This window comes from Variovorax sp. KK3 (assembly GCF_001984055.1).
GTDB lineage: Bacteria > Pseudomonadota > Gammaproteobacteria > Burkholderiales > Burkholderiaceae_C > Variovorax.
The window spans coordinates 1-25,315 of sequence record NZ_LYVO01000056.1; the positions used below are offsets into that span (position 1 = coordinate 1).

The window sequence follows — 25,315 nt, forward strand, 5'->3', positions numbered from 1 at the left end:
CCGCCCCCGCCCCGCCCGACAGCGACGAAGCACCCCAGCGCATCGTCAAGGTCCGGCGCGACTACAACAGCTGGGTCGCCCGCGAAACGCTCGAGGACTATGCGCTGCGCTACACGCCACAGCGCTTTCGCCGCATGTCCGAATGGCGGGTGGCCAGCACGGCCTTCGGTGGCGCGGCCTCGTTCCTGATCCTGGAAGCGGTGGGTGCCACCCTGCTGGTGCAGTACGGCTTCGTCAACGCGGCCTGGGCCATCCTGGTCACCGGGCTCATCATCTTCCTGGCCGGCCTGCCGATCAGCGTCTATGCCGCCCGCTATGGCGTCGACATGGACCTCCTCACGCGCGGCGCCGGCTTCGGCTACATCGGCTCCACGCTGACCTCGCTGATCTACGCCTGCTTCACCTTCATCTTCTTCGCGCTCGAGGCGGCGGTGATGGCCTATGCGCTCGACCTGGCGCTCGGCATCCCGGTGGTGTGGGGCTACCTGGTCTGCGCGCTGGTGGTGATTCCGCTGGTCACGCACGGCATCTCGGCCATCAGCCGGCTGCAGGTGTGGACGCAGCCGATCTGGCTGTTGATGCTGGTGGTGCCCTTCGGCTACGTGCTGGCGCGCGATCCTGGTGCGTTCGGCGGCATCGTGCACTACAACGGGCTCAAGCCCGGGCTGATGGGCTTCGATCTGCACCTCTTCGGTGCCGCCCTGACCGTCGGCATCGCCTTGATCACCCAGATGGGGGAGCAGGCCGACTACCTGCGATTCATGCCGGTGCGCACGGCGGCCAACCGCGGGCGCTGGTGGGCCGCCGTGCTGGCCGGCGGGCCGGGCTGGGTCGTGATGGGCGTGCTCAAGATGCTGGGCGGGGCGCTGCTGGCCTACCTGGCCATCGGCCACATGGTGCCGCCCGAGCGCGCGGTTGACCCGAACCAGATGTACCTGGCCGCCTACGAGTACGTGTTTCCGCAGTACGGCCTGGCGGTGGCGGCCACCGCGCTGTTCGTGGTGATCTCGCAGCTCAAGATCAACGTCACCAACGCCTATGCCGGCTCGCTGGCCTGGAGCAATTTCTTCTCGCGTGTGACCCACAGCCACCCGGGGCGTGTGGTGTGGGTGGTGTTCAACGCCCTCATCGCCTTCATGCTGATGGAGATGAACGTCTTCGAGGCCCTGGGCGACGTGCTGGGCCTGTATGCCAACATCGCCATCGCCTGGATGATGGCCGTGGTGGCCGATCTGGTCATCAACAAGCCGCTGGGCCTGTCGCCGCCCGGCATCGAGTTCAAGCGCGCCCACCTGTGGGACATCAACCCGGTGGGCGTGGGCGCGATGGCGCTGGCCTCGGCGCTGTCGATCACCGCGCACCTGGGCGTGTTCGGGCCGATGGCGCAGGCCTTCTCGGCGGTCATCGCGCTGGGCACCGCCTTCATCGCCGCGCCGCTCATCGCCTGGGCGACGCGCGGCAGGTACTACATCGCGCGGGTGTCGGAGGCGAGCGAGGCCGCGCCCTTCGTGCCGGCGCCGGGCGCGCGCGCCGTGCGCTGGGCCCGCGTCGAATCGCAGGCCGGCAGCGCCACGCGGCTGGTCACGCAGCGATGCGTGATCTGCGAGCGCGACTACGAAGGGCCGGACATGGCCCACTGCCCCGCCTATCAGGGCGCGATCTGCTCGCTGTGCTGCACGCTCGACGCGCGCTGCGGCGACCTGTGCAAGCCGCACGCGAGCTTGGCGTCGCAGTGGTCGGCCGCGCTGCGCTGGCTGCTGCCACGCCGCGTCTGGCCCTACCTCGACACCGGCCTCGGCCACTTCCTGCTGCTCATGCTGATCGTGGTGCCGCTGCTGGCCGCGGTGTTCGGCGTGCTCTACCAGCAAGAGCTGCGCAGCCTGGCCGAGGGACTGGCGGCGGATGCGGCCCAGGCGCCGGCCGCGCTGCGTGCCGGCTTTCTCAAGGCCTACATGGCGCTGCTGCTGATCGCGGGCATCGTCGCCTGGTGGCTGGTGCTCGCGCACCAGAGCCGCAAGGTGGCGCAGGAGGAATCCAACCGGCAGACCCGCCTGCTGATGCGCGAGATCGAGCTGCACCGCGAAACCGACCATGCGCTGCAGGCCGCCAAGCGCAGCGCCGAGCAGGCCAACCAGGCCAAGAGCCGCTACATCAGCGCCATCAGCCACGAACTGCGCACGCCGCTCAACAGCATCCTGGGCTATGCGCAGCTGATGGGCGAAGACGCGGCCGTGCCGCCGCACCGGCAGCAGGCGGTGGCGGTGATCAAGCGCGGCGGCGAACACCTGCTGTCGCTGATCGAAGGCACGCTCGACATCGCCCACATCGAGGCCGGCAAGCTCACGCTGCAGGCCAAGCCCATGCAGTTCGCCGAGGTGATGAGCGAGCTGGCCGACATGTTCGAGCTGCAGGCGGCCGAAAAGGGCCTGGCCTTCCGCTTCGGGCCCGAAGGCGAGTTGCCCGCGCTGGTGCGGGCCGACGAGAAGCGCGTGCGGCAGATCCTCATCAACCTGCTGGGCAACGCGATCAAGTTCACGGCCGGCGGGCGGGTCACGCTGCGTGTGCGCTATGCCCGCGAGTTCGCGGCCATCGAAGTGGAAGACACCGGCCCCGGCATGTCGCCCGAAGAGCTGGGCCGCATCTTCGAGCCCTTCGCGCGCGGCGCCAGCGCTTCGGGGCCGGGCGCAGGCCTGGGCCTGACCATCGCCAAGATGCTGATCGACCTGATGGGCGGCGAGATGAAGGTGCAGAGCACGCCCGGCGCGGGCTCGGTGTTCCGCGTGCGCCTGTTCCTGCCGCGCGTGCACGAGGCGCCCGGCCTGCGCCGGCGACGCGAGCCGGCAGTGCCCGCGCCGCTCGTGCGCCGAGGCTATGCCGGTGCACGCCGGCGCCTGCTGGTGGTCGACAACGAAGAGGCCGACCGCGAGCTGCTGGTGCAACTGCTCGCGCCGCTGGGCTTCGAGTTGCGCACCGCGGCCAGCGGCCACGACGCGCTCGACTTGCTGGCGGCCGGCTGGCGCCCCGATGCGATGTTCGTCGACCTCGCCATGCCCGGCATCGACGGCTGGGAGACGCTGCGCCGCGCCCGAGCGCTGGGCGGTGCGGAGGCGCAGTTCGCCATCGTCTCGGCCAACGCCTTCGACAAGCGGCTCGACAACGACGTCGGCATCGCGCCGGAGGACTTCTTCGTCAAGCCGGTGCGCCACACCGAACTGCTCGACTGGCTCGAGCGGCGGCTCGGCCTGCAATGGACCGACAGCGCCGAGCCGCCGCGGCCGACAGCGGCCGAGCCCGCCGCAGTGCTGCCCGAAGCACGCCGCCTGCGCGCCTTGGGCGAGGCCGTGAGCCTGGGATACTTCCGCGGCATCATGAATGCCCTCGACGCCATCGACGCCGCGCAGCCCGAGTGCGCGGCCTGGACCACGACGCAACGTGGCCTGGCGCGCCAGTTTCAGTTCGAGGCCATGAGCCGGGCCCTGACGGCGGCGGGTGTGTCATGAGCGCCGCCGATCCACGCCACGAAGACGACACCCCGCCGCTCGTGCGCAGCCTGCGCGAGGAGGCCGGCACCGGCGACTTGGTGCTCATCGTCGACGACGTGCCCGACAACCTTGCCGTGCTGCACGATGCGCTCGACGAATCGGGCTATGCCGTGCTGGTGGCCACCAGCGGCGAGCAGGCGCTGCAGCGCGCCGCCCAGGCCCGGCCCGACATCGTGCTGCTCGACGCGATGATGCCGGGCCTCGACGGCTTCGAGGTTGCGCGCCGCCTGAAGGCCGACGCCGCCACGGCGCACATCCCCATCGTCTTCATGACCGGGCTGACCGAAACCGAGCACCTCGTCGCCGCCCTCGACGCCGGCGGCGTCGACTACGTCACCAAACCGATCAAGCCCAAGGAAGTACTCGCGCGCATGAACGTGCACCTGCAGGGCGCGCGCCGCGCGCGCCAGGCCCAGCAGCAGGCCGGCCAGGCGCGCAACGCGCTCGATGCCTTCGGCTACGCCAGCTTCATGGTGCGCATGCCCGAAGGCCGGCTGGTCTGGCAGACCGCGCTCGCGCGCGAGCTGCTGCTGCGCTACTGCGGCAGCAGCGCGCCGGCCACGCCGCCGGCCGTGCTCGAATGGCTGCAGAAGCACCTGCCCGACGCACAGCAGCGCCAGATCGAGCCGCCCGTGCTCGCCATCGCCCAGGGCGCTGCGTCGCTCAACCTGCGCCTGCACCAGCAGGCCGGCCAGGACGAGGGCGGCGACGACTGGCTCATCATCATGCGAGAGGTGTCCGACGTCGCCGTCATCGAGGCGATGAGCCTGAGCTTGAAGCTCACCGCGCGCGAGGCCGAGGTGCTGTATTGGGTGGTCAAGGGCAAGACCAACAAGGACATCGGCGAGATCCTCGGAGCGAGCCCGGCCACGGCGAAGAAGCACCTCGAGCGCGTGTACGTCAAGCTCGGCGTGGAGACGCGCACTGCAGCTGCCGGCGTGGCCATCAAGCGCATCCGCGAGCTGCAGCCGCAGTTCGAGTTGTGACGACACCGTGAACCCATGAACTGACACAGGCCGCTCCTAGAATGGCGCGGCCATGATCCGACGCGCCTGCCTATTGCCGTTGTGCCTGGCTGCCGCCGCAGCCCAGGCCGGCGGGCATTTCGACGTCGACGACGCGGGCACCCTCGATCCGGGACAGTGCCAGTACGAGCTCTGGGGCCAGCGCTTCCGACAGACGCAAACCACCATATGGCACCTCGGGCCGGCCTGCAGGATCGGGCCCTTCGAGGTGGGCCTCAACATCGATCGCTTCTCGGTGGCCGGGGCGCACAGCCATGTGGTCGGGCCGCAGGTCAAGTGGACCTTCCTGGGCCAGGCGCCCGATGCGCGCTGGAGCGCGGCGATGTCGGTGAGCGTCGGCGTACAACGGCCGCGCCACGCCGACGGCCGCACGGGCGGCCAGTTCGTGGTGCCCGTGAGCTGGCGCGCCACCGACAGCCTGACGGTGCATGCCAACCTCGGCACCGACTGGGCCCCGGGCACCGGCGCCCGCACCGACCGCGGCGGGCTGGCGGGCGAATGGGCGCTCAACAGCAGCGTGTCGTTGATCGCAGAACGCAACCGCGCCTTCGGTTTCTGGACTTCGCGCGTCGGCGCCCGCTACTCCATCACGCCGCTGATCAGCATCGATGTCAGCACGGCGCGGGTGAACCCCGGTGGGGTGCGTGTCGTGACGGTGGGGCTGAATCACGAGTTCGGGCGGTGAGAAGGCCCGGGTCGGGAGCGATGTTTGTACTGCGCTTTGGATCCGCCGCAGTATAAAAACTCGCCTTCAGTTGACCGTCTTCAGACTCGCCAGATCGAAGAACGCCGTGGGCGCGAAGCTCGAGGACGAGGCGCTCTCGCGCATCGCGGGCTCTTGCGGCGGCTTGGGCGGCTCGAAGTCCAGGAAGTCGGTGGGTGCGAAGGCGATCTCGCGGCGCGCGGCTTCGGCCAGGGCTTGGGCCTGCAGTTGGGCGTGCCGTTCCTTGGCGTTGGCGCGCAGGCGGGCGAGGTCGGCTCGCACCTCTTCGAGCGAGCGCATCGTCTTGGCGGGTGCGCTCGGCGCCTTCGTTTCCATCGGCGCTGCCTGAGCGGCACGAGCCAGCGGCGTGACCTGTGCCGCCGGTGCGACGCGAGCGACCTGTGCAGCTGGTGCGGGCTGCGCCTTCGATGTCGCGGGAGTCGTTGGAATCACAGGAGCCACGGGTGTCACCGGTGTCACCGGTGCCGCCGGAACGGCCGGTGCAACCCGGGCCACCGGTCTCGGCGACGTCGCAATCGCCGGTTCGACCATCTCGGGTCGCTGCGACGCAACCCGAACCGGGGCCTGGGGAGCCGCGTGCACTGGCGCGTGCATCGGCGCCAGCGTGCGAGGCCCCTCGAATGCCGCGATCACGCTGCGAGGCGCAGACGGTGGGGTGCTCTGCTCGAAGGGCCGGGTATGTGCAGCGCGCGCAGGGCGTGCAGGATGCGCGCGATGCCGTCCACCGAACAGGCCGAACAGGCCGAAGCGCAGACGTCGAAGCGTGCCGAAAAAAAGTGATGCTTCCATGGCGCACAGGCCTTCCGAGTTGTTTTGCGAGATTTTGGAAGGCAAGCGGATGAGAACCAATGGGTTAACTCAACCGCCAACGCGGCAGTCGCAAACAAATGCACGAAGCAGGCGGCTGAATGGCGCCCGGCTCAGGAACCGACCAGTGCCAGGTAGTCGTTCCGTGTCTTCGGCGCCACCGAATCGATCAGCTGCGCGTACGAGGTCTTGTGGCGCGCCAGCATGCGTGCCGAGGCGACCGCCTTCGAGCGGCAATACCAGTGGCAGGTGTGCTGCATCAGGAACAGCTCGGCCGACATCAGGTAGGCCTTGCTCTTGGCCGTGAGCTGCTGCGTGTTGGCGGCCGCGTCGGCAATGCCGCGTGCATGGATCGCCAGCGCGCGGCGCATGTCGAAGCTGGCACCCGGCAGCGCCTGCGCCAGCGGCAGGGCGAGCGGCAGCTTGCTCACGCGCGCTTCCGATTCGTCGACGCGTGCGAATTCGGCGGCGAAGCGCTCGAACTGGCCTGCGAGCCGGCTCGCGGTGTCGTCGAGCAGGTTCCAGATCTGCTGGCGGCGTTCCGCGTCGTCCTCCCCCAGGCAGCGCAGGTAGCCGCTGGTCAGGTTCTCCATCAGCTTCTCGATGTCGTAGCGCACCAGGTGGCTGGCGAGGAGGGCGATGCGCTTCTTCTGCGCATGGGCCTTGAACAGGTAGGCGGCCAGGAAGACCAGTGCGGCCAGGATGAGGGTGTCCATGTCGAACCGCGGTGCTTCAAGCCCAGAACTCGTCGAAGCCGCCGGGCGGTTCGAGCCGGCGACCGCGCAGCACCAGGCGCAGCGGCCCCGGCATCACGCGTTGTCGCTCGGGGTGACGCTCGTCGCCAGGGTAGGCCGCGGCGCGTCCGCCGTCGACGTCGAAGGTGACCGGCCGCACCAGGCAGGGCGCGCGTCCCTGCGCCTCGGCGAGGATCGATTCGACGCTGGCATGCCGCGCGAGGTGCGCCAGGCTCATCACCTGCGGCCCGGCCAGCGCGATCTCGCCGGCCCAGTAGCGCTCCAGCGCTGCGCGCGGCCGCAGCCAGGCGCAAAGCACGGCCTCGTGGTCGTCGTGGCAAGCCTCCTGGCCTTCGGGCGCCTGGGCGACGAAGAAGCGCGTGTCGAAGCGCTTGCCCGGCGAATGCAGCGGCTGCGGCGGCGTGATCCAGCGCGACCAAGGGCGCATCGCCTGCGTGTCGAGGCGCAGGCCCATCTGCCCGAGCATGTCGTTGAAAGGCACGCGCTCCGCCGCCAGCGCCGAGGCGCGGCGCGCGCCTTCGGCATCGAGCCCTTGCGCGAGCAGCAGTCCGCTTTCCTCGAAGGCTTCGCGCACCGCCGCCACGTGCAGGGCCGCGGCGGTGGCGGCATCGGTCTCGGGCTCGTGCAGCAGCGCATGGAGCTGCGCGTGTTCCTGGTCCAGGTGCAGGCCGGCGTCGAGCCGGGCATCGGCCGCATCGAGCTTGCCGCCGGGGAAGACGTAGGAGCCGGCATGAACGTCCGACAGCGCGTGGCGCTGGATCATCAGCACCTCGGGCCCGGCGTCGCTGTCGCGGCACACCAGTACGGTGGCGGCGTGACGGATCGGTACGGGGGGCGAGGGTTCAGGCGTCGATTCGGGATGAGCGTACTGCATGGTTATCGAGTCTCCGCGCCTTCGACCAGAAAGCGCACGCGCCGCACGCCCTGCCATTCGTCGGCATCGAGGCGAAAGGCGATCAGCACGCGCGGCGGCAGCGGCTCGGTGTGGCCGAACCAGATGCCGTCCACCGGCTTGCCCTGGTGCTTGAGTTTGAGCGACAGGTGCTTTTCACCCACCAGCCGTTGCGACACCACTTCGACCTCCTCGCTGAAGGTGGGCGGCGCGAAACCCTGGCCCCACACCTCGCGGTGCAGCGTGTCGACCAGCTCGACGCGCAGGTACTCGGGCGCCAGCGGGCCGTCGGTGTCGAGCCGGCGGGTGAGCGAGGCGGCATCGAGCCACTCGGCCGCGACCTGGGCCAGTGCGCGCTCGAAGGTTTGGGACTGTTCCCTGGCGACCGTGCAGCCGGCCGCCATCGCATGGCCGCCGAAGCGCAGCAGCACGCCGGGGTGCCGCTTGGCCACCAGGTCCAGCGCATCGCGCAGGTGAAAGCCCGGAATGGAGCGGCCCGAGCCCTTGAGCTCGTGCTCCTTGCCGGGCGCGCCGCTGGCGGCGAAGACGAAAGTCGGGCGGTGGTAGCGGTCCTTGATGCGCGAGGCCACGATGCCGACCACGCCTTCGTGGAAGTCCGGGTCGAACACGCTGATGGCGGCGGGCACGCCCTCGCTGCCGTCGCCGGGGGCATCGAACAGCGACTCGGCCAGCAGCAGTGCCTGCTCGCGCATGCCGCCTTCGATGTCGCGTCGCTCGCGGTTGATGCCGTCGAGCAGGCGCGCGAGTTCTTCGGCACGTGCGCTGTCGTCGGTGAGCAGGCATTCGATGCCCAATGTCATGTCGGCCAGGCGCCCGGCGGCGTTGATGCGCGGCCCCAGCGCGAAGCCGAAGTCGAAGGTGGTAGCGGCCAGCGCGTTGCGGCCAGCGGCCTTGAACAGCGCGGACAGGCCCACGGGCATGGCACCGGCGCGGATGCGGCGCAGGCCCTGCGCGACCAGGCGGCGGTTGTTGGCGTCGAGCTTGACGACGTCGGCCACGGTGCCGAGGGCGACCAGGGGGAGCAGAACGTCCAGTTTTGGTTGTCGCTTGCTGGCCGCCAGGTGGGCCGCTTCATTTGAGGATTGATCGCCCGGAAGCGACCCGGCGGCAGGCGGGGCGTCGAACACCCCGCGCGTGCGAAGCTCCGAGCGCAGCGCGAGCAGCACGTAGAACATCACCCCCACACCTGCGATGCACTTGCTGCCGAAGCCGCATTCAGGCTGATTGGGGTTCACCAGCACGTCGGCCGCCGGCAGCGCCGGGCCGGGCAGGTGGTGGTCCGTTACCAGCACCGCCAGGCCGCGTGCCTTGGCGGCGGCCACGCCCTCGACGCTGGCGATGCCGTTGTCCACCGTGATCAGCATGTCGGCGCCGCTGGCGGCCACGCGCTCGGCGATCGGCGGCGTCAGGCCGTAGCCGTCGACCACGCGATCGGGCACCAGGTAGCTCACGTGCTCGGCGCCCAGCAGGCGCAGCCCGCGCACGGCCACGGCGCATGCGGTGGCGCCGTCGCAGTCGTAGTCGGCCACGATGCACAGGCGCTTGTGGTCGCGTATCGCATCGGCCAGCAGCACGGCGGCCTCGCGCACGCCGCGCAGGCCGTCGGGCGCCAGCAGCCGCGCCAGACCGTCGTCAAGCTCGTCGCGGTTCTGCACGCCGCGTGCGGCATAAAGGCGCGCCAGCAGCGGGTGGATGCCGGCCTGCTCCAGCGCCCAGGCGCTGCGCGGCGGAATGGCGCGGGCGACGATCTTCATCAGAGCGCCTCCAGCACGGCCGGCGCATTCACGCGCTGCACCAGCGATCTGGCCCAGGCCGTGAAGCCGCGCGGCTGCACGCCGAAGCGCCGCGCGCAGCGGTCGCCGCAGAGCGTGAGCGTCACCTGCGCGCCCGCGTGGTACGACGCCAGCAGTTCGGCGACCGCGCCCGCGTCGAGTGCGGCCCAGGCCTGCGCCCAGGCGGGGCCGTCGTCGCGCAAGGCGGCCTCGCGAAGCCCATCGGCCACGGTGGGGCCTGCCTCCTGCGCCGAAGCGCCCGCGGCCAGGCGGCCCGTGCCGCTGAGCCAGAAGGAATTGATGGGCGGCACGCCGCGCGCGGTGCGCTCGTCGTTCACCCGTTCGGTGTAGAGCAGCATCTGCATCTCGTTCTGCAGCCGGCGCAAGGGCCGCGCGGCGTCGGTGAGGGGCGACCATTGGGCGATCGGATGGCCGATCGCGCGGTCGAGCGAGGCGGTGGCGAGCCCGTCGAACAGCGCGCCCTGCGCCAGCCAACGTCCCGGCACCGAGGACGCATGCAGCGCGATCCCGTCTTCCTCGAAATAAGGCTTGGCGATGGCGAGCAGCGCATCCGACTCGGCCGTGTCGATGCCGATCGCGCCCGGGTCGCCGAGCACCACGTCGTCGATGCCCACCTGCCAGTGGCACAGGGTGGCGATCCCCCAGCCGACGGCCGTGCCGTCGAGGCCGGCGCGTCGTGCTTCCATCGCGGCCCACGGGATCTGCCCGTCGCCGGCGGCGATACCCAGGGCCGCGGCCAGGGCGCGTTCATGGGGCGGGGACAGGGTGCCGTCGTCCTGCATGTCTTCGCCGACTTGTGCCAGTCGCGAAAGCAGGCTTTCGAGTTTGGGCAGGCGCAGCGATTTCATCGCCTCGCGGCAAGCCGGCGTGCCACGGCCGGCAAAGGGAATCAACAGGTGGGACGGAGAGGGCGGCACAGGCATGGGCCTATTGTCCGGGATGCCACAATCCCCGGCATGCAGGACCCCCACGCCCATCACTTCGCGCATCCGCTGACCCCCGAGGGGAAGCAGGCCCCCCACGGGGCGGCCCGGCGGGAGGCCTGATGCGATTCCCCTATGAACTGCAGCTGGGCTGGCGCTACACGCGCGCAGGCCGGGCGACGCGGCGCAACGGCTTCATCAACTTCATCTCCGGCGTCTCGATGCTCGGCATCGCGCTGGGCGTGGCGGCGCTCATCATCGTGCTGTCGGTCATGAACGGCTTCCAGAAAGAAGTCACCGACCGCATGCTCGCCGTGATCTCGCACATCGAGATCCTGTCGCGCGACGGCCAGGCGCTGGGCGACATCGACGCCATCGCGGCGGCCGCGCGCAAGAACCCCAACGTGATCGGCGTCGCCCCCTTCATCGCCGCGCAGGCGCTCGTCGCGCGCGGCGAGGACATGAAGGGCACGCTGGTGCGCGGCATCGAGCCCTCGCTGGAGCCGCAGGTCACCGATATCTCCACGACCGCTCAGAAGGGCGCGCTCGAGAAGCTCGTGCCCGGCGAATTCGGCATCGTGCTGGGCGTGGAGCTGGCGCGCTCGCTCTTCGTGCGGCCGGGCGACCAGGTCACGCTGATCGCGCCGGGCGGCCAGGTCACGCCGGCCGGCGTGGTGCCGCGGCTCAAGCAGTTCACCGTGGTCGGCACCTTCGATTCGGGCCACTACGAGTACGACTCCGCGCTGGCCATGATCCACGAGCAGGACGCGGCACGCGTGTTCCGCCTCGAAGGCCCGAGCGGCCTGCGCATCAAGCTCAAGGACCTGCACCAGGCGCGCGAGGTGGCCGAGGAACTGGCCGTCACGCTGCCGGGCTCGTTCCTGATCCGCGACTGGACGCGCCAGAACCGCACCTGGTTCGCGGCCGTGCAGGTCGAGAAACGCATGATGTTCATCATCCTCACGCTGATCGTGGCGGTCGCTGCCTTCAACCTGGTGTCCACGCTGGTGATGACGGTGACCGACAAGCGCGCCGACATCGCGATCCTGCGCACCCTGGGTTCGAGTCCCAAGAGCATCATGGGCATCTTCGTGGTGCAGGGCGCGATGGTGGGCGTCATTGGCACGCTCGGCGGGCTGCTGCTGGGGCTGGGCATCGCCTACAACATCGACGTGATCGTGCCGGCGCTCGAGCGGCTCTTCAATGCGCGCTTCCTGCCGCAGGACATCTACCTCATCAGCCGCATGCCGAGCGATCCGCAGCAGGGCGACATCGTGCCGATCACGCTGATTTCGCTGGCGCTGTCTTTCGTGGCCACGCTGTATCCGAGCTGGCGCGCGAGCCGCGTGAACCCGGCGGAGGCGCTGCGTTATGAATAGCACCGTGTTACCGGTCGACGCGGCGGCCCAGCCAGCCGACAGAGCAGTCCCTCAGGCCAACGGCGTGGTGCTGAAGGTCAGGGGCCTGACCAAGCGCTTCCACGAAGGCCGCATCGACCTGACCATCCTGCACGGCGTCGACCTCGACGTGCGCGCCGGCGAAACGCTGGCCATCGTCGGCGCCTCGGGCTCGGGCAAGAGCACGCTGCTGCACCTGATGGGCGGCCTGGATGCGCCCACGGGTGGCAGCGTCGAACTGCACGGCAAGAACATCGCCCATTCCGACCCCGCCGAGCAGGGCCGGCTGCGCAATGCGCACCTGGGCTTCGTCTACCAGTTTCATCACCTGCTGCCGGAATTCAGCGCGCTCGACAACGTCGCCATGCCGCTCAAGATCCGCCGCATGCCGCCGCAGCAGGCCGCCGAGGCCGCCGCACACATGCTGGCATCGGTGGGGCTGGCCGAGCGCGTGCACCATCGTCCGGCCGAACTGTCCGGTGGCGAGCGGCAGCGCGTCGCCATTGCGCGGGCCCTGGTCACGCAGCCCGACTGCGTGCTGGCCGACGAGCCCACCGGCAACCTCGACCGCGGCACCGCCGACGGCGTGTTCGCGCTGATGCTCAAGCTCGCGCACGAGCGTCGCACCGCCTTCGTGGTGGTCACGCACGACGACGGGCTGGCCAAGCGTTGCGACCGCGTGCTGCGCCTGGCCGCCGGGCGGCTGGGCTGAGGCGAGGCTGGCTGGCAGCGACGACCAAGAAGGACCGAAGACCGGACGCATGCGCACCATCAAGCTGCAACGGCGCTTGTTGCTGATCGTCACGGCCGCGATCCTGCCGCTCGCGATCGTCTGCGGCCTCGCGCTCGATGCGCTGCTGCACGCCCAGCGCGTGCAGACCCAGGCGTCCATCCTGGGCGTGGCCCGGGCGGTGGCCACCACGGTCGACAGCGAACTGCGCATGACCGTCGCCGCCCTGCAAGCGCTGTCGCTCACCGAGCCCCTGGGCGCGACCACGCCGGAGGGCCTGGCCGAAGCCTACGAGCTCGCGGCTGCGGTGCGCGTCTCGCACCCGGAATGGCGCGACCTGCTGCTGGCTGCCGCGGACGGCACCATCCGCTTCAGCACCGAGCGCGGGCTCGACCTGGGTGACGCCAAAGTGATCGAGGCTGCGAGCCTGGCCGAGACGGTGCAGGCGCGCGAGCCCGTCATCGGCCCGATGACGCCCGGCCCGAACGGTCGCATGGCTTTTCCGGTGCGCGTGCCGATCCTGCGCGACGGCGAGGTGCGGCACGTGCTGACCGCGGCCGTCGATCCCGAAGCCATCACGGCCGTGCTGCAGCGGCAAAGCGTGCCGCAGGGCTGGACCGTCTCGGTGTTCGACGGCCGTCAGCGCCGCGTCGCACGCAACGTGGACGACGACCGCCTGCGCGGCACCTTGCCGAGCCAGACCCTGCTCAATTTGTTGACGAAGCTGGGCCCGCGGCGCGAAGGCGTGGGCGCCACCACCAACGTGGAGGGCGTGCGCTCGCAGACAGCCATCGCGCGCATGGACGCGGCGCCGTGGATGGTCGTGGTCGGCGCCTCGGTCGCTTCGTCAGAAGCCGCATCGCGCCGCCTGTTCCTCGCCTATGGCGGCGGCCTGCTGATCTCGCTGCTGTTCGGCGGGCTGGCCGCCTGGTGGATCTCGCGCGGCGTGACGCGGCCCATGGCGCTGCTGCGCGCCCAGGCCGACGCCATGGGGCGCGGCGACACCCTGCCGGCGCAGAAGTCGGGCGTGACCGAAGTGGATGCGGTCGCCGAGGCGTTGGCCACCGCGTCCGAGCAGCGGCGCCGCAGCGAGGCCGAGCGCCAGGAATTGCTGGAGGCCGAACGCCTGGCGCATGCAACCGCGCAGGCGGCGCAGCAGCGGCTGGCCCGCCTTGGCGATGCCAGCACCGCCCTGTCTCAGTCGCTCGAGGAGTCATCGACGCTGGCGGCCATCGCCCAGGTGATCGTGCCCGCCATCGCCGACCTGTGCCGCATCGACCTGCTCGACGAGAACGGCGTGCTGCAGCGCAAGCTCACGCACCATTCCGACCCCGCGCGCAGCGCCTTCATCGCGCAGATGGTGAGCAACCGCACGGCGCCCAGCGACGCGCCGGGCTCCTTTCCCTACGCGATTTCGAGCGGAAAGGTCTTCCTGCTCAACCTCGACGATGTCGAGACCGTCGCCGGCCTCAACCCCGAGCTGCAGGAATTCGCGCGCGTACTCGGCCTGACGGCGGGCTGCATCGTGCCGCTGGTCGCCCGCGGCCGCACCATCGGCGTGATGGCGGTGCTGCAGGCCGAGTCGCAGCGCCGCTTCAGCGCCGAGGACGGTGCGTTGATCGTCGAGCTGGCGCAGCGCGTCGCATTGGCGCTCGACAACGTCCGGCTGCTGCAGGAAGCGCGCAGCGCCCAGCAACTGGCCGAGCAGGCCAACCAGTCCAAGGACGAGTTCCTCGCGATGCTCGGGCACGAGCTGCGCAACCCGCTCGCGCCGATCTCGCTGGCGCTGCAGCTCATCGCGCGGCGCGACCCGCAGGCCTTCGCGCGCGAGCGCCAGATCATCGAGCGGCAGGTCAAGCACCTGTCGCGGCTGGTCGACGACCTGCTGGATGTCTCCCGCATCGTCACCGGAAAGATCGCGCTGAAAGCCGAGCCGGTGGACCTGCGCGACGTGGTGGCCCGCGCCCTCGAGCTCACGCTGCCGGCGCTTCAGCAGCGCGAGCGCATGCCGGACGTGCAGATGCCCTCGACGCCGGTGCCGGTGCGCGGCGACCCGCTGCGCCTGGCGCAGATCGTCGGCAACCTGTTGAGCAACGCGGCCAAATTCACGACGCCCGAGGGTTCGATCCGCGTCGTGCTGACCACTTCCGATGCCGCGGCGGCTGCGCCGCAGGCGGTGCTTCGCGTGGAGGACGATGGCATCGGCATCACCCCCGAGCTGCTGCCGCGCGTGTTCGAGCGCTTCGTGCAGGGCGAGCAGGCATTGCACCGCGCAGCCGGCGGGCTGGGGCTGGGCTTGCCGATTGCGCAGAGCCTGGCGAAGTTGCACGGCGGCGGCATCACGGTGGACAGCGACGGGCCGGGGCAGGGCACGAGTTTCGAAGTGCGGCTGCCGCTGAACGTCGAAGCGCCGCATGAGCCCGCGAGCGCCGTGGCGCCTACCGCGGCCGTCGCCCAACCGCTTTCACTGCTGGTCGTGGACGACAACCGCGACGCCGCGGAGGGGCTGGCGAGCTGGCTGGAGCTGGAAGGACACACGGTGCGGGTGGCGCTGTCGGCCGAGCAAGCGCTGGACCTGTTGAGCGACAAGCCCTGCGATGGCGCGGTGATCGACATCGGCTTGCCGGGGATGAATGGCTACGAGCTGGCCACCCGATTGCGCAGTGACGAGGCCACGTGTCGAATGGCGTTGATCGCGCTCACCGGCTATGGCCGCGATGCGGATCGACAAAAAGCACTGGAGGCGGGCTTCGACGATCACTTCGCGAAGCCCGCGCAGGTGGAGATTCTTCTCGAACGTCTCACCGACGCATGCAGACAGCACCGAGTCGAGCGTCTTGGCACTGAACAGTGATGCTAGCGCTCGGCCAAATTCCAAGCGGGAGGCATCAAAGAGTGATGCCGTTCACTGCCTTGTTGATTTCATATTCGAACAGTCGTGGTGCCATCATTAGGTCTTCCTTGGAATGTTGAGTTCTGGCCAATTGCATCAATTCGTAGTAGCCTTTGAAAACGTCTTGCGTCGAAGCGAGAATCGCCGGCCAAAGGGTCGGGTCGATCGCTTGGTGTTTGCCCTCTGATTGAACTACGCTTGAAATGCAGAATTTTCTGAACATGTATTCGACATCTTCCGCCTCGCATTGAACTTCACTGGTGTCTGGGCCAGCAGGAAACCTGAGTTTCTCGTAGTCGTCGTTGAGGTTTTCCAGATGAATCTTTGATGCACCTTCGAAAAGCTGGGGAAATAAATTGCTATAAATTGTTTTTGTTTTTTGAAATAGTTTGTTATTGTGGTTTTTGTAGTTTTTGTGGATTTTCTGAGGTGTGTAAATTTTCTCTAGCGTTTGTTTTTCGGCGGTCGAGGTTCTCCGCGGAATCAGTTCTCGGAGATCAGATTTTGCTTGTGCTTTCTTGAGTATGCGGTTTGTTTGACGGCTCGACTTCGCGCGCAAAGCTTTGTCGTGTATGCGTTGCTCCTGTTCGCGCTCGTGCTTCGCTCCAGATGCCACATAGTCCCATTTTTTGGTGATCTGGTTGTGCAAGCCATCCAGATATGAAAACGTAGGCGCGCGATCGATATTGTTTTGAGGAACGCCCGAATCCGCTTTCAACACGTTACCTTCCTGCTTCAGTTCGGCCGAAGAAGTTGGCGAATCAGAAGATCGCGGTGACTCACGTGCAATCTTTGACGACTGTGCCGGCTTTTGAGGAAGAGCCAGAGACAAAGGGCTTTTCCTATCGTTCGAGTTTGCATCGATTTTTGAAAGTGAATTGGGGGGCGATAGGTCTCGGTCGTACAACGGAATATTGCGGTTTATCATGACGAATGGGTATCTGAAGTTTTTTAACGGCGACGATGGCTAATCAACATGATCGTAGTGCCACGATAATGTCAATTTTCCAGTGCTCGGACGTCGCGATTGAAATGTGCGTCACCACATCAACGTAGATTTGAATCTGCGCTGTTGCTTTGCACGAAGCTATGTGGCCAGGCTCGATCCGCAAGTTCCAGCAATCTTTGAAATAGTCAAAATGTTGACAATGCTTCAGCGTCACGGCGCTGATTCAAGCTACCCCTCGCTCATCACGATCATCACCCGCGCATCCACCCGGCTCGTTGACAGATACACGTGCCCCACGCCGCTGTCGAAGTACGCCGACTCCTGTGCCTTGAGCGCGATCTCCTCACCCGTTTCGAAATGGATGCGCACGCTGCCGGCAAGCACCAGCACGAACTCCTGCCCCGCGTGGCGCACGAAGTCGGGGAAGTCGGCCACCTTGCGCGCGGTGATCCGGCCGTACAGCGGCGTCATCCGCCGGTCCGGAAACTCGGTCGCGAGCATCAGGTAGTCGTAGTTCTGGCCCGCGTAGCCCGGCGCATCCTCCAGCGTCGAGCGCACGACGACGGGCGCCTTTCGGCCGGTGGACGAACTGCTGCCGAGCCCCGGATTGAACAGCCGCGCAATGTCGATCCCCAGCGCATGCGCCACCGCGCCGAGCTTGTCGTAGCTGACCGAGATCTGGCCCAGCTCGATCTTCGACAGCGTCGACAGCGCCACGCCCGAGCGCTTCGACAAGGCCTGCAGGGTCAGGCCGCGTTCCTTGCGCGCCTGGCGCAGGTGCGCCCCCACGCGAACGCGGTCGAAGGCGTGGGATGGAACTTTGTTGCTCGTCGAATGGGTGGCCAAACCGCCTCCTTGGCGTAATCCCTGAGGTGGGCACAATTCTCGCATGTGAGAATTCTCACATCGGAGAAATTTTCATGTCCCTCCCGTTTCTCGCCCTGCGGCGCGTGCTGCGCGCCTTGCCCATCGTCGTTTCCGCCTGCCTCGCCATGCCTTCGATGGCGGCCGGCTTTCCCGAACGTCCCGTCACCCTGGTCGCGCCTTATTCGGCAGGCGGCGCGGCCGACGTGCTGTCGCGCCTGCTGGCCCGCAAGCTCGAGGAGCAACTGGGCCAACCGGTCATCGTCGACAACAAGCCCGGTGCGGGCACGGCCATCGGCGCGGCCTTCGTGGCGAACGCCAAGCCCGATGGGCACACGCTGCTGATCAGCTCCAGCTCGACCTTCACGCTCAACCCGGCCATCCAGCCCAAGCTCAGCTACGACCCGGCCGGGGGCTTCGAGGCGATCGGCATGGTGGGCTCGGTGGCGCTGGCAGTGCTCGCGCATCCCTCGGTGCGCGCCGACAACGTGCAGGCGCTGGTCGCGGCGGTCAAGGCCGATCCCGACAAGTTCGTGTACGGCAGCTTCGGCAGTGGCACCAGTTCCAACTTCGCGGGCGCGATGTTCAACGCCGCCACCGGACTCAAGCTGAACCAGGTGCCGTACAAGGGCAGCGGGCCGCTGATGACGGACCTGATCGGCGGGCAGGTGCCGTTGTCCTTCGACACGGTGGTCGCCGCGGCGCCGCAGCTCAAGACGGGCAAGATCAAAGTGCTGGCCGTCTCGACCGCCAAGCGTTCCTCGCTGCTGCCGCAGGTGCCGACCATGGCCGAGAGCGGCTACCCGAGCTACGAGCTCAATGCCTGGATCGCGCTGGTCGCGCCGCGCGGGCTGCCGGCCGATGTGAAGAGCAAACTCGAGAAGGCGCTGGCCGCCGCCATGGCGCTCCCCGACACGCAAGACAAGATGAAGGCAGCCGGCTTCGAGCCCGACTACCACCCCATCAAGGACTGGAAGGGCGTCGTCTCGGCAGAAATCGGCCGTATGCGCACCGTGGCCGAGCAGGCTCAGATCAAGGCAGAGTAGCGGTTCTCGCCAACACACCAGAGACAGCACATGGACGATTCGCTTCTCGAACAATCCGCCGTCGCGCTGCGCCGCCTCATCGGCAGCCGTCGCCTGTCGCCGGTGGAGTTGATGCAGGCCTGCATCGCCCGCATCGAGCGACTGAATCCGGCCATCAACGCCATCGCCGCCACCGACTTCGAGCGTGCGCTCGACGCCGCCCGCCGGGCCGAGGCGCAAGTCATGCACGGCGAATCGCTGGGCCTGCTCCATGGCCTGCCGCTGGGCGTGAAGGACCTGCAGGACACCGCCGGACTGCTCACCACCTACGGCAACGTGCGCCTGCGCGCCAACGTGCCCAAGGCCGACAACGGCCTGGTCGCGCGCCTGCGGGCGGCCGGCGCCATCGTCACGGCCAAGACCAACGTGCCCGACATGGGCGCCGGCGCCAACACGCGCAACAACGTCTGGGGCGCGACCGGCAACCCCTTCGACACCACGCGCAACGCGGGCGGATCGTCGGGCGGCTCGGCGGCCGCGCTGGCAGTCGACATGCTGCCGATCGCGACCGGCTCCGACACCGGCGGCTCGCTGCGCATTCCGGCTGCACTGTGCGGTGTGGTCGGCCTGCGGCCCTCGCCGGGGCTGGTGGCCAACGATGCGCGGCCGCTGGGCTGGTCGGCCATCTCGGTGCTCGGGCCGATGGGCCGCACCGTCGACGACGTGGCGCTGCAGCTCGCGGCGAGCGTGGGGCACGACCCGCGCGATCCGCTGTCGTACCCCGTCGACGGTGGTGCGTTCTGGCCGCTCCCGGGCATCGACCTGTCGACCGTGCGCGTGGGCTACACCGAGGACTTCGGCCTGTGCATCGTCGACCCCGAAATCCGCCGCGTGTTCCGGCACCGCGTCGAGATGCTGCGGCCGCTGCTCGCTTCGTGCGAGCCGGTCGACCTGGGCCTCGGCGATGCCGACCGCGCCTTCGACGTGCTGCGCGCCGAAGCCTTCGTCGCCGCCTTCGCCGATACCTACCGCGATGCGCCGGAGACGCTCGGCCCCAACGTGCGCGCCAACGTCGAGATGGCTGCCGCCATCACGCTGGCCGACCGGGCCTGGGCCCACCTCGAGCAGACCCGCGTGGCCCGCAGGTTCGCGCAGGCTTTCGAGCGCTTCGACCTGATCATTGCGCCCACGACGCCCGTCACGCCCTTCCCGTGGACCGAGCTCTACGCGCAGCAGATCGACGGCCAGGCGATGCGTAACTACTACCACTGGCTGGCGCTGACCTACGTCGTCACGCTGGCCACCAACCCGGCGCTGTCGCTGCCTTGCGGCAGCGACGAGCACGGCATGCCCTTCGGCCTGCAGATGATCGGACGCCTGCGCGGCGATGCCGAACTGCTGCGCATCGCGGCCGAGGTGGAGCGCGCCTTCGCGGCCACCGCCGAGGGTGCCCGGACGCGGCCGGACCTGTCGCGGCTCGCGACGCCCAACGAAGCGCTCAGGTCAATCGTCACCCACCCGCCCGGCGCGGCAGCGGCCGACGCGGGACCGGGCATGACGGCCGTCTGAGCCCGTGGCGTCCGACATCGTCGTCCTCGGCGCCGGCATGGTCGGCGTCAGCGCCGCGCTGCATCTGGCGGAGCGCGGCCACGCCGTCACGCTGCTCGACCGCGTCGCGCCGGGCCGCGAAACCTCGTACGGCAATGCCGGCATCATCCAGCGCGAAGCGGTCGAGCCCTATGCCTTTCCGCGCGACTGGCGCGTGCTGCTGGACGTGGCGCTCAAGCGCGGCGCCGACGTCAACTACCACCTGGCCGCGATGCCGGCGGTCGCACCGCGGCTGGCCGCGTATTGGCGTGCCTCGTCGCCAACCAGCCATGCGCGCATCGCGGCCGAGTACAGCCGGCTCATCGCGCATTGCCTGAGCGAGCATGCGAGCCTGATCGAGGCGGCCGACGCCTGGGACCTGGTGGCGAAGAAGGGCTTTCGCCTGGCGTTTCGCACCGAGGAGGCGCTCGACGACAACGTGCAGCGCGCACAGCGCATCGAACGCGAGTACGGCGTGCGGCATGCCGTGCTGGATGGCGCGGGCCTCGCGCAGGCCGAGCCGGCCTTGCGCCAACGCCTGGCCGGCGCATTGCATTGGCTCGACCCGTGGTGCGTCGACGATCCCGGCGAACTGGTCGCGCGCTACGCCCGGCTCCTGCAGCGCCGCGGTGGCCGCGTGCTGCGCAGCGAGGTGCGCGGGCTGGCGCCGCATGCCGGCGGTTGGCGCGTGCGCACGGCCGAAGCGCCCATCGACGCGCAGCACGTGGTAGTGGCACTCGGGCCGTGGGCCGGCCGCTTCATCGAGCCCCTGGGCTATCGGCTGCCCTTGTTCGTGAAGCGCGGCTACCACCGGCATTACACGGGCGGGCCGACGCTGTCGATGCCGATGCTCGATGCGGAGCGGGGCTACGTGCTCGTGCCCGCGGCACAAGGCATGCGCCTGACCACCGGCGCCGAGTTCGCCGCGGACGATGCACCGCCCACGCCGGTGCAGCTGGACAAGGCCGAGCGAATCGCGCGCGAACTGCTCGACCTGCCGACGCCCGTCGAGGCGCAGCCCTGGATGGGCTGCCGCCCCTGCACGGTCGACATGAAGCCGGTCATCGGCCCGGCGCCGCGGCATACCGGCCTGTGGTTCGATTTCGGCCACGCGCACCAGGGCTTCACGCTGGGCCCGGCGAGCGGGCGGCTCATCGCCGACCTGATCGACGGGCGCACGCCCTACGTCGATCCAACACCATTCGCGGCCACGCGGTTCTGAACGGGGCGTTCAGCCTGCAATGAAGAGTGCCGGGTCGACCATGGCACGATTCAGCATCACCGACCAATGCAGGTGCGGCCCGGTCACCCGGCCGGTGGCGCCGACGGCGCAGAAGCGCTCGCCGGGCTTCAGCACGTCGCCCGTCTTCACGTCGATGCGGCTCAGGTGGCAATACATGCTGAGCAACCCGCCGCCGTGGTCGAGCCATACGGTGCCGCCGTTGAAGAAATAGTCGCCCGTGTCGATGACCCGGCCGGCCAGCGGCGCGACGACCGGCGTGCCGGTGGCGGCCGCGATGTCCATGCCGCTGTGGGGATTGCGCTTCTCGCCGTTGAACACGCGGCGCAGGCCGAAGGAGCTGGAGCGCCGCCCCGGCACCGGCACCCGCATGCGCAGTTCGCCGCGGGGGATGGGTTCGCTGAAAGTGGCGGCCACCTGCTTCTGGTGGTCGCGCTCGCGCTCGTAGCGCGCCATGTCCTCGGCCGAGAGGTCGACCTGGCCGGGCTTCACCTTGAGGTGCTGCTCCTGATAGCGCTTGGCCTCTATGGCGTAGGGCAGCTCGCGCGCCTGGCCGTTGTCGCGCAGCACGCGGATGCGGGCTTCACCGGGTTCGGCGGCCAGCGGAATTCCGACCAGCGCCGTCCATTCGATGGGATCGCCGACCACCAGCAGCGGCAGGTCGTCGGCGGTGCGCGCCTGGGGCCTCTGTGCGGCCGGCCCCAGCGAGAGCCGCGCGATGCCGCCCGGCACCGACGACGCATGGGGCCACGGCACGGAGGCCTCCGGCGCTGGCCGGGCGGCGCGCGCGGAGGGCAGGGCAAGCAGGGCGATCGCGCCCAGCAAGGCGTTGCGGCGTTGCAGGGGCGGCTGCGGGTGCGGTGGCAGGGAAAGGGGAAGTCGAGGTCTGGAAGTGGGTGTCACGCCTTGGGCTTATACGCCACCACGTCGATCTCGACCCGCGCGTCGATCATCAGCCGCGCCTCGGTGGTCGAGCGCGCCGGGAAGTTGCCTTCGAAGAAGCCCATGTAGACGCGGTTGAACGCACCGAAGTCGCGTGCGTCCTGCAGCCACACGGTGGTCTTGCACACGTCGGCCAGCGTGGCGCCGGCCAGCGCCAGCGCCGACTTGACGTTCTCCATCACCTGCCGCGTCTGGGCCTCGATGCCGCCGACCACCAGTTCGCCCGTCTTGGCATCGACCGGCACCTGGCCCGACACGTAGACGAAGTCGCCTGCGCGCACGGCCGGCGAAAGAGGGCGGACCTGACGGTCCGAGGCATTGGGCGAGACGCCGAGGAATTCGAGCGGCATGGGGGCTCCTGTGGGTTGACGAAGAAGGTGCGAAGGCAAGCGGGCAAGGGCAGGTCGCCCGCAGGATTGAAATTCTATTTCACTTCAGTCGGGCATCTCTGGGGTTAACACTCATGCAATAGCCGTAGTGTTGCTTCAAAGTGCGGGCCGAACAGAAAGTTTTTTTCATTCCAACGACCCCACGAAGGAGTTTCACATGCAGACCACAGGATCCAGAAGCGGCCTGACCCTCGTCTCGAAGCGCAGCCTGCTCGGCACCTGCCTGCTTGCGGCCGTGACCGTGGCCACGCTCGGCGCACCACCGGCGCAGGCCCAGGGCGCACGCAACTTCGCCACGCTGGCGATGGTGGCCGAGCCACAGACGCTGGATCCGATGGCCTCCACCGCCGACCTGGTCGGCACGATCATGCAGCACGTGTACGAGCCGCTCTACACCTTCGACGCCAAGTGGAACGTGGTGCCGATGCTGGCCGAGGCCATGCCCAAGATCTCGGCCGACGGCAAGACCTACGCCATCGCCCTGCGCAAGGGCGTGATGCTGCACAACGGCCGCGAGCTGAACTCCGACGATGTGATCGCGAGCCTGCAGCGCTGGATGGACCAGTCGCCGCGCGGAAAGGCGGTGGGCAAGGAAATCGAGAGCCTGAAGGCAAAGGGCCCGCTGGCCATCGAGATCGTGCTCAAGCAGCCGTACGCGCCGCTGCTGGCCCAGTTCGCGCTGCCCAGCGGCATGGCCGCGATCATGGCCAAGGACTCGATCGCGCAGCCGCTGAAGGACTTCGTCGGCACCGGCCCCTACAAGTTCAAGGAGCGCCGGCCCGACCAGTACGTGCTGCTCACGAAGTTCGACAAGTACAGCGCCCGCAAGGAAGCGCCCAACGGCTACGGCGGCAAGCGCGAGGCGGCCATCGAAGAGTTGCGCTTCGTGCCGGTGCCCAACGCCAACACGCGGGTCGAAGGCGCCCTGGCCGGGCAGTTCGACTTTGCCGACCTGCTGCCCACCGAGGCACTGTCGCGGCTCGAGAAGGCGGCGGGCAAGACGCAGCCGATCATGACGCCGGCCTTCGGCTTCCCCTACCTGGTGTTCAACACCAAGGAAGGCGTGATGGCCAGCCAGCCCGTGCGCCAGGCGGTGCAGGTGGCGCTGGGTGAGGGCGAAATGCTCGCGGCCGGCTTCGGCGACACGCGCTTCTTCGTGGCCGAGGGCAATCATTTCCCGAAGGGCTCGCCGTTCTATGCCACCGGCGGCGCCGAGCTCTACAACCAGCGCAACGCGCCCAAGTCCAAGGAGGCCGCGGCCAAGGCCGGCTACAAGGGCGACCCGATCCGCGTGCTGACCAGCCGGCAGTACGACTTTCACTACAACATGTCGCTGCTGATGGCCGAGCAGCTCAAGCGCGCCGGCTTCAAGGTCGACCTGAACGTGGTCGACTGGGCCACGCTGGTGCAACGCCGCAACGACCCGAAGCTGTGGGACATCTACGTCACCCACTCGGGCCAATTCCCCGAGCCCATGCTCTCGCCGCCGCAGTTGGGCGACGGCGCACCGGGCTGGTGGGACACGCCGGCAAAGAAGGCGGCGCTCGCGGCCTTCAACACCGAGAGCGATCCGGCCAAGCGCGGCCAGCTCTGGGGCAAGGTGCAGCAGGTGGTGTACGACGAGGTGCCGTACGTCAACGTCGGCAAGTTCAACGGGCTGTCGGCGAAGAGCCCGGCGCTCGACAACTACACGCCCATGACCTGGCCGTACTTCTGGAACACCCGAATCAAGTAACCCCCCAGGCTTGCCCACTTCGTGTGGCCGCACACCCCCCTGCCGGGGGCAACACCAGCGGCCCGGCAGAGCCGGTTCCGCGGTGTTTCTGGAATCGGTCACCGTCGTTCGCCTTGCCGGCTGCAAAGGAGCCAATCAGATGCTGCGCTATCTCTCATCCCGCCTGGCGGGGATGCTGGTCGTGCTCGCCATCGTCGCGGTGCTGGTCTTCGTACTCACGCGCGCCGCGTCGGGCGATCCGGTATCGGTGCTGCTGGGCGACCAGGCCACTGCCGCCGACATCGCCCGCGTGCAGAAAGAGTACGGGCTCGACAAGCCCCTGCCGGTGCAGTTCGGTTACTGGCTGCGCGAAGTGGTGCAGGGCAATCTGGGCCAGTCGATCTTTCTGCAGCGCCCGGTCACGCAGGCGCTGTGGGAACGTGCCGAGCCGACCACGCTGCTGGCGCTGATGGCGGTCGCGATCGCGGCGCTGATCGGGCTGCCCTGCGGCATCGTGTCGGCCGTGTTCCGGGGGCGCGTCGTCGACCAGCTTTTCACCGGCATCGCGATGCTGGGCGCCAGCATCCCGAGCTTCTGGCTGGGCATCGTGCTGATCCAGCTCTTCGCGGTGTCGCTGGGCTGGTTTCCGGCGTCAGGCTACGGCGCACCCGACGCGCCGCTGGCAGAACGCCTGCACGCGCTGGTGTTGCCGGCCACGGTGCTGGGCCTGCTGAACTCGGCGCTGATCATCCGCTTCACCCGTGCCTCGATGCTCGACGTGCTGGGCGAGGACTACGTGCGCACCGCACGTTCCAAGGGGCTGTCCGAAGGCACGGTGGTGTTGAAGCACGCGTTGCGCAATGCGCTGGTGCCCATCGTCACGGTGCTGGGCCTGACCATCGCGCTGATGATCGGCGGCGCCGTCGTCACCGAAACGGTGTTCGGCCTGCCGGGTGTCGGCAACCTGGTGGTCAACGCGGTGCTGCGCCGCGACTACCCGGTGATCCAGGGCGCTCTGCTCGTGATCGCCGCGATCTACGTGCTCATCAACTTTTCGATCGACCTGCTCTACGCAGTGGTCGATCCCCGCGTGAAGGTCTGAC

At 68.7% G+C, this 25,315-nt stretch carries 20 protein-coding genes; 11 read left to right on the forward strand and 9 right to left on the reverse strand.

What is annotated here, in order from left to right; all coding sequences use genetic code 11:
- From B0W80_RS23185 to B0W80_RS23195, 3 genes are all read left to right on the forward strand, one after another.
- Positions 1–3,500 (forward strand): ATP-binding protein (locus tag B0W80_RS23185; RefSeq protein WP_077001525.1); only part of this gene is annotated, 3,500 nt, incomplete at its 5' end.
- A complete protein-coding gene (locus B0W80_RS23190) occupies positions 3,497–4,528 on the forward strand; it encodes a response regulator transcription factor (RefSeq protein ID WP_077001526.1) in 1,032 nt (343 codons plus the stop codon). The genes B0W80_RS23185 and B0W80_RS23190, both read left to right, overlap by 4 nt.
- A gap of 52 nt (positions 4,529–4,580) precedes the next feature.
- Positions 4,581–5,252 (forward strand): hypothetical protein, encoded by a 672-nt coding sequence (locus tag B0W80_RS23195; RefSeq protein WP_179107004.1) that lies wholly within the window; start codon positions 4,581–4,583, stop codon positions 5,250–5,252.
- A 66-nt stretch (positions 5,253–5,318) separates the two neighbouring features.
- Here the strand turns inward: B0W80_RS23195 and B0W80_RS23200 are convergent, their stop codons facing one another.
- The 5 genes from B0W80_RS23200 to B0W80_RS23220 form a co-directional block, all read right to left on the reverse strand.
- Positions 5,319–5,606 carry a hypothetical protein gene (locus B0W80_RS23200; protein WP_077001527.1) on the reverse strand — a complete coding sequence of 96 codons (288 nt, stop codon included), beginning with the start codon at positions 5,604–5,606 and terminating at the stop codon, positions 5,319–5,321.
- Positions 5,607–6,211: 605 nt separating this feature from the next.
- A complete protein-coding gene (locus B0W80_RS23205) occupies positions 6,212–6,814 on the reverse strand; it encodes a hypothetical protein (RefSeq protein ID WP_077001528.1) in 603 nt (200 codons plus the stop codon).
- Positions 6,815–6,830: 16 nt separating this feature from the next.
- Positions 6,831–7,727, reverse strand: a complete 897-nt coding sequence (locus B0W80_RS23210; RefSeq protein ID WP_077001529.1) for an NUDIX domain-containing protein — start codon at positions 7,725–7,727, stop codon at positions 6,831–6,833.
- 2 nt (positions 7,728–7,729) lie between these two features.
- Positions 7,730–9,520, reverse strand: coding sequence for a single-stranded-DNA-specific exonuclease RecJ (gene recJ / locus B0W80_RS23215; protein WP_077001530.1), 1,791 nt, complete (start codon positions 9,518–9,520; stop codon positions 7,730–7,732).
- A complete protein-coding gene (locus B0W80_RS23220; protein WP_077001531.1) occupies positions 9,520–10,482 on the reverse strand; it encodes a hypothetical protein in 963 nt (320 codons plus the stop codon). The genes recJ and B0W80_RS23220 overlap by 1 nt, the downstream gene beginning before the upstream one ends.
- Positions 10,483–10,604: 122 nt before the next feature.
- Here B0W80_RS23220 and B0W80_RS23225 point away from each other — a divergent pair, with 122 nt between their 5' ends.
- From B0W80_RS23225 to B0W80_RS23235, 3 genes are read left to right on the forward strand one after another with little or no spacing between them, the layout of a single operon-like run.
- Complete coding sequence (locus tag B0W80_RS23225; RefSeq protein WP_077001532.1) at positions 10,605–11,861, forward strand: lipoprotein-releasing ABC transporter permease subunit; 1,257 nt, start codon at positions 10,605–10,607, stop codon at positions 11,859–11,861.
- On the forward strand, positions 11,854–12,591 hold the full coding sequence (gene lolD, locus B0W80_RS23230; RefSeq protein WP_083745567.1) for a lipoprotein-releasing ABC transporter ATP-binding protein LolD: 738 nt from the start codon (positions 11,854–11,856) through the stop codon (positions 12,589–12,591). Before B0W80_RS23225 ends, lolD begins: the two co-directional genes overlap by 8 nt.
- A gap of 49 nt (positions 12,592–12,640) precedes the next feature.
- Positions 12,641–15,463, forward strand: a complete 2,823-nt coding sequence (locus B0W80_RS23235; RefSeq protein ID WP_077001534.1) for an ATP-binding protein — start codon at positions 12,641–12,643, stop codon at positions 15,461–15,463.
- A 34-nt stretch (positions 15,464–15,497) separates the two neighbouring features.
- On the opposite strand, the gene B0W80_RS35115 is transcribed toward B0W80_RS23235, so the two are convergent.
- Together B0W80_RS35115 and B0W80_RS23240 are read right to left on the reverse strand one after the other, a co-directional pair.
- A complete protein-coding gene (locus B0W80_RS35115) occupies positions 15,498–16,334 on the reverse strand; it encodes a hypothetical protein (protein WP_143684749.1) in 837 nt (278 codons plus the stop codon).
- 345 nt (positions 16,335–16,679) lie between these two features.
- Positions 16,680–17,297: a helix-turn-helix domain-containing protein gene (locus B0W80_RS23240; protein WP_077001535.1), complete on the reverse strand. Its 618-nt coding sequence runs from the start codon at positions 17,295–17,297 to the stop codon at positions 16,680–16,682.
- Positions 17,298–17,371: 74 nt separating this feature from the next.
- Here B0W80_RS23240 and B0W80_RS23245 point away from each other — a divergent pair, with 74 nt between their 5' ends.
- The 3 genes from B0W80_RS23245 to B0W80_RS23255 are packed head-to-tail and all read left to right on the forward strand — an operon-like array spanning position 17,372 to position 21,149.
- Positions 17,372–18,361 (forward strand): tripartite tricarboxylate transporter substrate binding protein, encoded by a 990-nt coding sequence (locus B0W80_RS23245; protein ID WP_083745569.1) that lies wholly within the window; start codon positions 17,372–17,374, stop codon positions 18,359–18,361.
- 30 nt (positions 18,362–18,391) lie between these two features.
- The gene (locus tag B0W80_RS23250; RefSeq protein ID WP_077001536.1) at positions 18,392–19,909 is read left to right on the forward strand and encodes an amidase; all 1,518 of its coding nucleotides are present in this window, start codon (positions 18,392–18,394) and stop codon (positions 19,907–19,909) included.
- A 4-nt stretch (positions 19,910–19,913) separates the two neighbouring features.
- Positions 19,914–21,149: an FAD-dependent oxidoreductase gene (locus tag B0W80_RS23255; RefSeq protein ID WP_077001537.1), complete on the forward strand. Its 1,236-nt coding sequence runs from the start codon at positions 19,914–19,916 to the stop codon at positions 21,147–21,149.
- 9 nt (positions 21,150–21,158) lie between these two features.
- Here B0W80_RS23255 and B0W80_RS23260 read toward each other — a convergent pair whose 3' ends face one another.
- Together B0W80_RS23260 and B0W80_RS23265 are read right to left on the reverse strand one after the other, a co-directional pair.
- On the reverse strand, positions 21,159–22,070 hold the full coding sequence (locus B0W80_RS23260) for a M23 family metallopeptidase (protein WP_077001538.1): 912 nt from the start codon (positions 22,068–22,070) through the stop codon (positions 21,159–21,161).
- The gene (locus tag B0W80_RS23265) at positions 22,067–22,459 is read right to left on the reverse strand and encodes a RidA family protein (RefSeq protein WP_077001539.1); all 393 of its coding nucleotides are present in this window, start codon (positions 22,457–22,459) and stop codon (positions 22,067–22,069) included. Before B0W80_RS23265 ends, B0W80_RS23260 begins: the two co-directional genes overlap by 4 nt.
- A gap of 196 nt (positions 22,460–22,655) precedes the next feature.
- On the opposite strand from B0W80_RS23265, the gene B0W80_RS23270 reads away from it, so the two are divergent.
- Both B0W80_RS23270 and B0W80_RS23275 read left to right on the forward strand, forming a co-directional pair.
- Positions 22,656–24,233, forward strand: a complete 1,578-nt coding sequence (locus tag B0W80_RS23270; RefSeq protein ID WP_077001540.1) for an ABC transporter substrate-binding protein — start codon at positions 22,656–22,658, stop codon at positions 24,231–24,233.
- Positions 24,234–24,372: 139 nt separating this feature from the next.
- A complete protein-coding gene (locus B0W80_RS23275) occupies positions 24,373–25,314 on the forward strand; it encodes an ABC transporter permease (protein ID WP_077001541.1) in 942 nt (313 codons plus the stop codon).
- Position 25,315 lies beyond the last annotated feature (1 nt).